At 67.5% G+C, this 9,753-nt stretch carries 11 protein-coding genes and 1 pseudogene; 5 read left to right on the forward strand and 7 right to left on the reverse strand.

Features of this window, described 5'->3' with window-relative positions; genetic code table 11:
• Positions 1 to 49: 49 nt before the first annotated feature.
• Genes ACFXK0_RS16665 through ACFXK0_RS16675 form a run of 3 tightly spaced genes read right to left on the reverse strand, consistent with a single transcriptional unit; the run spans position 50 to position 1,441 of the window.
• Positions 50 to 838: an META domain-containing protein gene (locus ACFXK0_RS16665; protein ID WP_379411168.1), complete on the reverse strand. Its 789-nt coding sequence runs from the start codon at positions 836 to 838 to the stop codon at positions 50 to 52.
• Positions 839 to 893: 55 nt separating this feature from the next.
• A complete protein-coding gene (locus tag ACFXK0_RS16670; RefSeq protein WP_379411169.1) occupies positions 894 to 1,322 on the reverse strand; it encodes a nitroreductase/quinone reductase family protein in 429 nt (142 codons plus the stop codon).
• Positions 1,319 to 1,441 carry a hypothetical protein gene (locus ACFXK0_RS16675; protein WP_379411170.1) on the reverse strand — a complete coding sequence of 41 codons (123 nt, stop codon included), beginning with the start codon at positions 1,439 to 1,441 and terminating at the stop codon, positions 1,319 to 1,321. The genes ACFXK0_RS16670 and ACFXK0_RS16675 overlap by 4 nt, the downstream gene beginning before the upstream one ends.
• Before the next feature lie 71 nt (positions 1,442 to 1,512).
• On the opposite strand from ACFXK0_RS16675, the gene ACFXK0_RS16680 reads away from it, so the two are divergent.
• The 3 genes from ACFXK0_RS16680 to ACFXK0_RS16690 are packed head-to-tail and all read left to right on the forward strand — an operon-like array spanning position 1,513 to position 4,017.
• Positions 1,513 to 3,108 carry an MFS transporter gene (locus ACFXK0_RS16680; protein ID WP_379411172.1) on the forward strand — a complete coding sequence of 532 codons (1,596 nt, stop codon included), beginning with the start codon at positions 1,513 to 1,515 and terminating at the stop codon, positions 3,106 to 3,108.
• A 34-nt stretch (positions 3,109 to 3,142) separates the two neighbouring features.
• Positions 3,143 to 3,379, forward strand: coding sequence for a preprotein translocase subunit SecG (gene secG / locus ACFXK0_RS16685; protein WP_379411173.1), 237 nt, complete (start codon positions 3,143 to 3,145; stop codon positions 3,377 to 3,379).
• Between the two features lie 59 nt (positions 3,380 to 3,438).
• Positions 3,439 to 4,017 carry a hypothetical protein gene (locus ACFXK0_RS16690; protein ID WP_379411174.1) on the forward strand — a complete coding sequence of 193 codons (579 nt, stop codon included), beginning with the start codon at positions 3,439 to 3,441 and terminating at the stop codon, positions 4,015 to 4,017.
• A 1-nt stretch (position 4,018) separates the two neighbouring features.
• On the opposite strand, the gene ACFXK0_RS16695 is transcribed toward ACFXK0_RS16690, so the two are convergent.
• On the reverse strand, positions 4,019 to 6,283 hold the full coding sequence (locus ACFXK0_RS16695; protein WP_379411175.1) for a thiamine pyrophosphate-dependent enzyme: 2,265 nt from the start codon (positions 6,281 to 6,283) through the stop codon (positions 4,019 to 4,021).
• Positions 6,284 to 6,383: 100 nt separating this feature from the next.
• Positions 6,384 to 7,526, reverse strand: a complete 1,143-nt coding sequence (locus tag ACFXK0_RS16700; protein ID WP_379411176.1) for a Fic family protein — start codon at positions 7,524 to 7,526, stop codon at positions 6,384 to 6,386.
• Between the two features lie 132 nt (positions 7,527 to 7,658).
• Between ACFXK0_RS16700 and ACFXK0_RS16705 the strand changes: the two genes are divergently transcribed.
• Entirely contained in the window at positions 7,659 to 7,772 is a 114-nt protein-coding gene (locus ACFXK0_RS16705) for an Rpn family recombination-promoting nuclease/putative transposase (protein WP_379411177.1), read from the forward strand.
• 226 nt (positions 7,773 to 7,998) lie between these two features.
• The gene (locus tag ACFXK0_RS16710; protein WP_379411178.1) at positions 7,999 to 8,787 is read left to right on the forward strand and encodes a hypothetical protein; all 789 of its coding nucleotides are present in this window, start codon (positions 7,999 to 8,001) and stop codon (positions 8,785 to 8,787) included.
• Positions 8,788 to 8,934: 147 nt separating this feature from the next.
• Here the strand turns inward: ACFXK0_RS16710 and ACFXK0_RS16715 are convergent, their stop codons facing one another.
• On the reverse strand, positions 8,935 to 9,528 hold the full coding sequence (locus ACFXK0_RS16715; protein ID WP_379411179.1) for a DUF6301 family protein: 594 nt from the start codon (positions 9,526 to 9,528) through the stop codon (positions 8,935 to 8,937).
• Positions 9,529 to 9,570: 42 nt separating this feature from the next.
• A pseudogene (locus tag ACFXK0_RS16720) lies at positions 9,571 to 9,753 on the reverse strand (hypothetical protein); the annotation flags it as partial.

A 9,753-nucleotide genomic window follows, 5' to 3' on the forward strand; every position in this document is an offset into this window, starting at 1 on the left:
GAAGGGCCGGAAACCGACGAATCGGTTTCCGGCCCTTCGCCTTTCGTCGCTACTGTGCGCGCAGCACCAGGCCGTACCCGTTGTCGTTGCGCAGGGTGAGTTCGTCGGCGTCGACGGTGGCGGTGGTGCGGCCGTCGAGTGCCTGCAACACGTTCTGCTCGACCTCCATCACCTCGGGTGCGCACATCATCCGGGTGGTGGCGACGGCGAAGTTCACCGCGTCGCCGGGGCCGACCCCCGCGGTGCCGGTGATGCGGTTGCACCCGGCTGTGCCGGAGACGGTGCCGCCCGCGCCGATGGTGAGGTTCGGGCTCACCTCGTCGAGCACGGTGGACCGGATCTGGCCCTGCGGGGTGAGCATGGTGGTGACGATCCAGGTGGTGCCGGTCAGCGGCTTGTCCGGGCTCACCACCTTCTTGTCGGTGAGATGCACGGTCACCGTCTCGCCGGTCAGTACGAGGTCGTCGCCGTCGATGCGCCAGCGCGGCCCGGACTCCAGGAAGGAGCTCTGCCAGCCGTCGGCGCGGCCCTTGTCCCCGGCGCAGCCCATCAGGGTGCCCGCGAGCTGCGAGGTCTTCAGGATGTGGTCGGTCAGGTCGACGGTGCCGCTGGCGGTGTTGCAGCCGGAATTGGCCGAGATGCGCCCGTCGGCGAAGGTGAGGGTCATCGGGCCGCCGCCGGGAATGGTGTCGCCGTCGACCTCGGTCGAGATGTAGGTGTGGCCCATCGGGGTCGCGGTGTTCTCGCTTGTGTCGCCGGAATCGGCGGACGAACACGCGGTGGCCGCAGCGGTGGCCAGCACACACAGCGCGGCGAGGCGGAGCAGAGTTGCCGACATGGGGCCATCGTACGTGCCGGAATCCGCGGTTCCCGGCACGGACGACGGGTGTCGGTCAGGTGCGGGCCAGGGCCAGGACCGGGATGGTGCGAATACCCGCGGTCTTCTCCGCATACCCGGCGAACCCCGGATACCGGCTGGCCTGTTCGGCGTAGATCCGGTCGCGGGTCTGGCCGGTGACCTCCGCGACGGTCACCGGATAGGTCTCGGTACCGCGCTCCACCCGGGCGCTGCCCGCGGCCGTCAGGTTGTAGTACCAGGCCGGATTGGTCGGTGCGCCCGCTTTGCTGGCGAAGACGTAGATGGTGTCCGGGTCGTTGTCGTCGGCCAGATACATCGTCGGAGTGACGAGTTCACGACCGGACTTGCGACCACGATGGTGGATCAGCAGCATCGGCGCGCCCTCGAAGTTGCCACCCACCCGGCCTTCGTTGGCGCGGAACTCGGCGATGATCTTCGTGTTCCAGTCCTCTGGTGTGCTCATGGGCCGAATTCTGCCGTCGGTGGCGCCGCGCCGGGGCGAGCCGCCTCGGCGTGCCGGGGAAAGCCGGTGCCGAACAGCGCGTTCCAACCGGAATTCCGCGCGTCGTGCGGGAAACCCATCCGCCGATCGTGCGGCGACGCCCGCCCCGCCGACACGTCCGCGGCGCGGTCGCCGGGGATATGCTCGGCGGGTGAACAGCGCGCCGGCGACACCGATATCGACCTGGGCGCCGTTGCGTTCGCCGGTGTACCGGGCGCTGTGGATCGCGCAGCTGGTGTCGAATCTGGGCACGTGGATGCAGACGGTCGGCGCGCAGTGGATCCTGGTCGACCAGCCCAACGCGGCGGCGCTGGTGTCGTTCGTGCAGACCGCGCTCGCGTTACCGGTGATGTTGCTGTCCATCCCGTCCGGGGTGCTGGCCGATCTGGTCGACCGGCGCCGGCTGCTGATCGGGGCCCAGACCGCCATGGCCCTGGCCTCGCTCACCCTCACCCTCTTCACCGCCACCGGGCACACCACGCCCGCGGTGCTGCTGATGCTGCTGTTCCTGCTCGGCTGCGGGCAGGCGCTCACCGCGCCGGCCTGGCAGGCGATCCAGCCCGAACTGGTCCCGCGCGAACAGATCTCCTCGGCCGCGGCCTTGGGCAGCATGAGCGTCAATATCGGACGCGCGGTCGGGCCCGCCGTCGCCGGGGTGATCGTGGCGGTCGCCGGGCCGACGGTGGTCTTCGCCTTCAATACGCTGTCGTTCGTCGGCATCGTGGCCGTGCTGCTGGTGTCGACCTGGCAGACCAGCCCGCACATCCTGCCCAGCGAGCGCCCGCTGGCCGCGTTGCAGGCGGGCACCCGGTTCATCCGCGCGGCCCCCTCGATCCGGCGGGTGCTGTTCCGCGCGATCCTGTTCATCGCCCCGGCCAGCGCGGTGTGGTCGCTGCTGCCGGTGATCGCGCACGATCGGCTCGGGCTGGCCTCCGACGGTTACGGTCTGCTGCTCGGTGCGCTCGGGCTCGGCGCGGTCTGCGGCGCGCTGGGTCTGTCGCGGCTGCGGGTGCTGTTCACCCCGACCCAGCGGCTCGCGCTGGCCGCGGTGCTGTTCGGCATGGGCGCGGTCGCCACCGCGCTGGTGCACAGCGTGGTGCTGGTACTCGTGCTGCTGGTCGGCGCCGGTCTGGCCTGGCTGCTGGCCATGGCGACGCTGAACTCCACCATGCAGCTGCTGCTGCCGGCCTGGGTGCGCGCCCGCGGGCTGTCGGTCTACATGCTGGTGTTCATGGGCGGGCAGGCGATCGGCTCGTTGCTGTGGGGCCTGGTCGCCGGCGCGTACGGCGCGGTGACGGCGCTGCTCGTCGCGGCGGGCCTGCTGGCCTGCTGCGCGGTGAGCACGGTGTGGTGGCCGATCCGGCACAATGTCGAGGACATCGACCTCTCGCCCGCCGCGTTCTGGCCGGAACCGCAGCTCGTCGTCGAACCCGAGGCCGAGGACGGCCCGGTCCTGGTGATGCGCGGCTACGACGTGCCCGCCGCCGAGGTGGCCGCGTTCACCGTGTCGATGGCGATGGTCGGCCGCTCCCGGCAGCGCACCGGCGCGATGGAATGGCGGCTCTACCGCGATGTCGGCGTCGTCGACCGGTATGTCGAGGCGTTCGTGGTGCGGTCCTGGGCCGAGCACATGCATCAGCATCAGGTTCGGCTGACCGCCCGTGACCGCGAGATCGAGGAGACCGTCGCGCACTATTCGGCCGGCCCCCACACCGTCTCCCACCTGGTCGCGGTCGAGCCTGGTTAGACCAGTCGGCCGCCGACCACCTAGGATGAACGCCATGTCGCTGTTCCTCGATATCCTCCTTGTGATCACCAGCGTGCTGTTGGTGCTGCTGGTGCTGCTGCACCGCGCCAAGGGCGGCGGCCTGTCCAGCCTCTTCGGCGGCGGCGTGCAGTCGAGCCTGTCGGGTTCCACCGTCGTCGAGAAGAACCTCGACCGCATCACCATCTTCGTCGGCCTGGTCTGGCTGATCGCGATTCTCGGCATCGGCCTGGAGATCAAGTTCGGCTCCTGATCGCCGCCCGCACTGTCGCGCCCTATCGATCTGCTCGCGCCGATCGGTAGGGTGTCTTCATGAGCTCTGGGGGAGTCGAGGCTGCCGGCGTAGGGGAGACGAAGCGGCGACCGCCACGGTGGTGGCTGATCGCATCGGGTGTGATCGTCGCGGTCACCGTCGTGTGTTGTCTGGCCGTGGTGTGGTTGATGCTCAGCCACGGCGATCTCGGCCTGTTGCTGCTGACGGCGTTCGCGCTCGCCTGCACGGGTTTGGTGTGGGCGGTGTGGTCGCTGGTGGGGCTGATCGCCTACCGCGCCGGCTGGGTCAGTCTCGCCGCACCGGCCGTGGTGGTGTTCACCGCCGGACTCGTGTGGAGCGGGATACCGAAGGACCTCGGCTGGTGGCTGTCGGAGTCGGCGCTCGAACGGGCGGCCATCGCCTGCTCACCCGCCGACGGTGACCGCCGTATCGGGGTCTACGAAGTCAGCACGATCAGGGCCGAGGACAACGGGTGCCTGCTGACCGTCCCCGGCTACGGGCTGATCGGTCCCGCCGGCTTCGCCTACATGCCCCACGGCGAACCACCCGCACCGCAACACGAATACGACGAGCGATACCGGCACCAGGAAGGACCCTGGTACTCCTTCTCGACCTGAGTCAGTCGAGTAGCCGCCGAGCGCCTGCCTCGATGGCCGCTTCGCTCAGCAGTACCGTGTCGGCGGCCGGTCCCAGCGGAACGAAGCTGTCCTCGCTGGTGACCCGGGCGAGCGCACCCCGATAGCCGGTGTCGATCAGCGCCGCGAACACCGACTCCGACACCCCGCCGCCGCGCCGGGTCTCGTCGGCGACCAGCACCCGCCCGGTCGCCTCTGCATGCCGCAGCAGATCATCGACCGGCAGCGGATTCAGCCAGCGCAGATCGAGCACCCGCACGTGAATACCTTGGGCGGCAAGGCGATCCGCGACGCGCAGGCTCATCGGCACCCCGTTGCCGAAGGTGACGATCGTGAGGTCCGTGCCATCTCCATACACCCGGGCGCTCCCGATCGGGACGTGCTCACCGGTCGGTACTGCCAGCCAGGATTCGTCTCCCGGATACAGATCCCTGGTGTGGTACAGCGCGATCGGTTCGACGAACAAGCACACGCGACCGTCCACCCGTGCCGCCGACACACACGTCCGCAACAGAGCCGCCGCGTCATCGGCCCGCGCGGGCACCGCCACCACGACCCCGGGGATATCCCGCAGCGCCGCAAGGGAATCGTCGTTGTGGAAGTGGCCCCCGAACCCCTTCTGATACGCGAGCCCCGCGATCCGCACCACCATCGGATTCCGGAACTGCCCGTTCGAGAAGAACGGCAAGGTCGCCGCCTCACCCCGGATCTGATCGGCGGCATTGTGCACATAGGCGAGATACTGGATCTCCGGCACCGGCACGAACCCGGCCAGCGCGGTGCCGAGCGCGGTGCCGAGAATCGCCTGCTCGTCGAGCAAGGTATCGAATACCCGCCGAGCTCCGAACCGTTTCCGCAGCCCCTTCGTCACGCCGTAGACCCCGCCTTTGCGGCCGACATCCTCACCGAAGACGAGCACGTCCGGGTCGCGGTCCAGAAGTTCGCCCAAAGTATGGTTGATCGCCTGTGCCAGCGTCATCGGTTGCTCGCCGGCGCTCTGGGCAGTGGAAACTGATGGACTTTGCGTCGTCGCGTCGGTCCGGCCCGCGATGGCCTGGTCTGTGCCGGTCCGGCCCATGGCGGTCCGGTCCGCGTCGCGATCTGTGCTCGGGGCGCTCGATCGCATCACATCATCCCGAACAATCCCGGGCCTGGCCTGTACCAGGGGCCTCATCACCGCGGCCGCCGAATCGAGCCGGGCTTCGCGGACAACCTGAGCACCGACTTCCCGCACCCGCTCGCCGATCCGCTCGTATCGGGCCAGCAGTTCGCCGGCATCGGCGATACCCGCCGCGATCAGGTAGCGAGCCGTGCCGAGCAACGGATCACGGGCGAGGTCGGCCGCGATCTCCGCCGGACCGCGATAGCTCGCCTCCACATCCGACCCTGCGTGCCCACCGAGGCGCACCGTCCGCAGATGCAGGAACACCGGCACCCGCCAGGAACGCACGATCTCGACCGCGTCCTCGGCGGCACCCAGTGCCTCGGGCAGATCCGTCCCGTCGGCCGCCAGATAGGTGAGTCCCGGCCGCGGGCCGTACGCCCGCTCGATCCAGTCCGGCGGCGTCGGCACACTGATCCCGATCCCGTTGTCCTCACACACGAACAACACCGGCATCGGCACCCCCTGATGCGCGGCGTGCACCGCCGCGTTGATCGCACCCGTCGCCGTCGAGTGATTGGCCGAAGCGTCCCCGAAACTGCACACCACCACCGCGTCGCCCGGCCACGGGCACGAAACCCCCAGCCGCGCAGCCCGATCCAGCGCGAACGCCAACCCGACCGCCCGCGGCAGATGCGAAGCGATCGTCGAGGTCTGCGGAATGATCGCCGCCCGCGCACTCCCGAACACCTTGTGCCTGCCCCCGGACATCGGATCCGCCGCGGCCGCTACCACCCCGAGCAGCACATCCCGCACCGGATCCACCCCCGCCACCCGTCGGCACCGCTGCACGAAGAACGCCCCCGACCGGTAGTGCAGCAACGCCGGATCATCGACTCGCGAGGCCGCCGCCACCGCCGCGTTCCCCTCGTGCCCCGACGACCCGATGCTGTAGAACCCCTGCCGCGCCGCCCCCAACCGCCGCGCCACCAGATCGAGATGCCTACTGGTGACCTGCGATTCGAACAATTCCAGCCCGAACGCGGCATCGATCGCGTCGTCGACATCGGCGGACACCACCAGCCCCGCCAACGCCGCCCGGAATGCCGCGTCCAGATCCAGCGACCCGCGCGCCACCTCGCCCATCGCACCAGCTCCTCGCCCGCAGTCGAGTCGACGTCCGATACCTCGATGCTAGTGGCCCCTGACCCGGATACGCGGCTTATCCAGCCGCCTCCCGGCAACCTCAGCCGCCGCCCATGACATCGAGCACCTCCGGCGCGGCGAAGAAGCGCTGCCTGCCCCTCGTCACCTCGACGAGAATGCCGGCCGCAACGAGTTTTTCGATATTGGCCGTGGCGGCGCGATGCGTCACCCCGAGCGCCGCCTTGGCGATATTGATACTGATCACCGGCGCCCGGAACAGCTCGTCCACCAGTACCGGCAGCAGACCCGACGACCGGGCGGTGGCGACGCGGGCGCGCAGTTCCGAGCGCAGGGCGTCGAGCCGGACCGCCCTGGCCAGGCTGTCGCGGGCCTGCTTCTCGATCACCTCCAGGAAGAAGGCGAACCATCCGTGCCAATCGCCCTCGGTCGACACCCGCAGCAGTCCCTCGTAGTACCGGTCACGCCGAGGTTCGATGTAGGCGGACAGATCCAGCAGTGGCGCGGGCAGCAGCCCCCATTCCACCAGCAGCAGGACCACCAGCAACCGCCCGATCCGGCCGTTGCCGTCGATGAACGGATGGATCGCCTCGAACTGGTAATGCGCCGCCGCGATGGCCAGCAGCGGTGGGAATTCACCGTCGACGTGCAGGTACTTCTCGAACGCGTCCAGCCGTGACCACATCAGTTCCGGCGGTGGCGGCACATACGTCGCGGTCGAGATCGTGGAACCGGGCGGCCCGATCCAGTTCTGGCTGCGCCGGAACTCGCCCGGCGTGGCGTGACCTCCCCGCACCCCGGTCATCAGGATCTGGTGTGCCTCGCGCAGCAACGGCAAACTCAACGGCAACCTGCGCTCGGTGTCGAGCAGGTGGTCCATGGCGCTCATGTAGTTGAACACCTCCTGCACGTCCCCGGCGGGCTTGGCCGGCCGTTCCGCCTCGTACATCGCGACATCGGACAGCGAAGCGACAGTGCCCTCGATCCGGCTGGACAGCACCGCCTCACGCCGCACCAGCGCCCGCCCGAACAACTCAGGACTCGGCAGACTGCGTCCCAGCCCCGCGAGCTCACCGACGGCCCGATCCGCGGTCGAGAGCTGCCGGATCAACGACGGCGCGAGCGCCACGGTAGGAGGTAGCGGCGGCGGAGCGAACGCCTGATACCCCTTCTCCGCGCGGACCACATTGACCTGCTGCGCGGACGAGAAGTCATCGAGCCTCATGAACCACCGACCTCCGATTCGCGGATTAGTGATACTTTGGCAGCAAAAAGTAGCACTACTGAAGTGTAGTGCTACTTAGCGCGTAATCGATGCGATTAGTGCTACTTTTTGGTCTGAAAGTATAACTAATGAGTGTTGCGGCTGCTCGAGTACGTGGTGCTGATCTGGAAGCGTCACCTCGAAGACCATCCGAAGGCGACTCGCCTGCCTGCGGTGATCCCATTGGTTGTGCATGTTGGGGACTGATCGGCGTCGGTAGCGTGCTCCCCTGGACACAGCCGAGCTGCTCGATCTCGATACGCGCGTTGCGGACCTGAAACCCCTGGCCGATCGTTTGGGGCCGCGAGGAAAGAAGGCCCTGATGACCACCGCTGAACAACTCCGTGCCACGTGCAGCCGACCACCCCGTCGTCGGGCGGAAGCCCAGGCGGGTAGGGTCCGATGGTCGGGGAAGATCGGCGGAGGAGGGGCGATGTCAGTCGAGTCAGGTCACCAGTTCGGGTATCCGCAGCAGCCGGGGCCCTATGGCGCGCCGCAACAGCAGCCTTACCCGCAGCAGCCCGGCTATTACGGTGCGCCGCCGCAGCCCTTCCCGCAACACCAGCCGACTCCTTACGGCGCACCACCTCAACAGCCCTACCCTCAGCAGCAGCCGGGATACGGAGCACCGCAGCCGTATCCCCAGGCTCAGCCCAACCCCCACGGCAGCCCACAGCCGAACTACGGTGCCCCACAACAGCCTTCACCGGCAGGCCCGGAAGAGAGCCCCGCCGTCCAGGCCTATCGCGCCGCCGTCGCCCACCACCTGGGCATGGGCGGCCTCCAGATCAGCCAGAACTGGGTCGGCCCGGTCTGGACCACGATCGGCGTCGGCGCGGTCGTCAAAACCGCCCTGAATCCGATCGAGCTGGCCGTCTGCGTCGGCTACGCCGGCGAGATCACCCCCGCCACCGTCGCCGGATTCACCCGCCAGGTAGACGAATTCGCCCGCTCCATGCGCCGCCCCAGCGCCTTCGGCGTCAAAGGCGGCGCCTGCGCGGTAGCCGCCCTGATCTCCGAACGCGTCCACCCCGCCAGCATCCCCGCCGTCACCAACAAGCCGACGAGCTTCGGCACCATCGTGGTCCCCGCCGTCGTCGACCTCACCGCCCGCCACCTGATCATCGCCCAGAACACCCCGATGATCGGCCTCGCCATGTGGAGCACCGTCAAAGGCAAAGCCCGCATGTACCTCCCCGAACCCCGAGCAGTCCTGGGCTGACCAGATCAGCCGGAGGTCTTCCAGAAATACTGGACACATTCGCGACCGCCACGACTTCGATCGGTCGCTCACCGTGAAACAATCGCCTTCTCAAGTTCTTATCCACCCTTCAGGGAGTCTCCCCGGCCAGGCAAGGGGCGTAGCACCTCACCGACCCTTGAATTCGGCATCGAGTTCTTCGAGATACCCTGGGTTCACCATCCACACTTTTAGTCCCTGAGCAGATCTACGGAGGCAGATAACAACTTTCGGGAACAGCCAGGTTATCGGACTGTCGGCATTCAAATCGTCGTGTGGACGAAGTGAGGGGCCGATCACCGACTCGATGACACCAGCAAGGGATTGTAGTTCTTCCAGAAAGCTTTTCGCTGTCAATTCACCATCGGCGCCGTGTTTGGATGTTGTATCAAAGGCGGCGAAGAAGCAATACTTGACTTCACCCTGTCCGACCTTCAAACTTGCCGATGGCTGCCGTACGTCTATATCGGTAATCAGGTTTCCCCCAGACCCTATCCGGCCACTCTCGGTGTCGGATCTCTCGCGCCAACCGACAATGTCGCAGAACCTCCGGAAGTTTTCGAATGTCCAGGTCCAGTTGAATTCGGTTGCGACGACAACCTTCGCGGCAATCCGTTGCTCGGTTGCACGGCGTTTGGCGAAGCGTCGTTCGATATCATCCAAATTCTGGCGCTGCCGACGTGCCGCATCAACCATCTGTGAAAAGATGAGAAGGTCCGGCATCGACCCTGGGGTAGCGGTGAACAGCTGGGCATAGAGCTCCTATCAAGTTCGATTGCTGAGCCGTCGCCAACAGATCAGTGCCGCACCAAGATTCATGAACCCGTAGTGGATGTCGGTACGACGTTCCCACCGGATGGCCAAGCGACGGTACTGATGGAGCAAGGCGATGGTTTGCTCCACGATCCACCGGCCGGCGGTGACCTTGTCACGAGTTCCCCGGCGCGG

The sequence above is a fragment of the Nocardia sp. NPDC059177 genome, from assembly GCF_042755165.1.
Taxonomy (GTDB): Bacteria; Actinomycetota; Actinomycetes; order Mycobacteriales; family Mycobacteriaceae; genus Nocardia.

What these genes read in the sequence shown, in the direction of transcription:
- ACFXK0_RS16665 (WP_379411168.1), bottom strand. Translation starts at nt 838, where the DNA reads ATGTCGGCAACTCTGCTCCGCCTCGCCGCGCTGTGTGTGCTGGCCACC.
- ACFXK0_RS16670 (WP_379411169.1), bottom strand. Translation starts at nt 1,322, where the DNA reads ATGAGCACACCAGAGGACTGGAACACGAAGATCATCGCCGAGTTCCGC.
- ACFXK0_RS16675 (WP_379411170.1), bottom strand. Translation starts at nt 1,441, where the DNA reads ATGGGTTTCCCGCACGACGCGCGGAATTCCGGTTGGAACGCGCTGTTC.
- secG (WP_379411173.1), top strand. Translation starts at nt 3,143, where the DNA reads ATGTCGCTGTTCCTCGATATCCTCCTTGTGATCACCAGCGTGCTGTTG.
- ACFXK0_RS16690 (WP_379411174.1), top strand. Translation starts at nt 3,439, where the DNA reads ATGAGCTCTGGGGGAGTCGAGGCTGCCGGCGTAGGGGAGACGAAGCGG.
- ACFXK0_RS16695 (WP_379411175.1), bottom strand. Translation starts at nt 6,283, where the DNA reads ATGGGCGAGGTGGCGCGCGGGTCGCTGGATCTGGACGCGGCATTCCGG.
- ACFXK0_RS16700 (WP_379411176.1), bottom strand. Translation starts at nt 7,526, where the DNA reads ATGAGGCTCGATGACTTCTCGTCCGCGCAGCAGGTCAATGTGGTCCGC.
- ACFXK0_RS16710 (WP_379411178.1), top strand. Translation starts at nt 7,999, where the DNA reads ATGTCAGTCGAGTCAGGTCACCAGTTCGGGTATCCGCAGCAGCCGGGG.
- ACFXK0_RS16715 (WP_379411179.1), bottom strand. Translation starts at nt 9,528, where the DNA reads ATGCCGGACCTTCTCATCTTTTCACAGATGGTTGATGCGGCACGTCGG.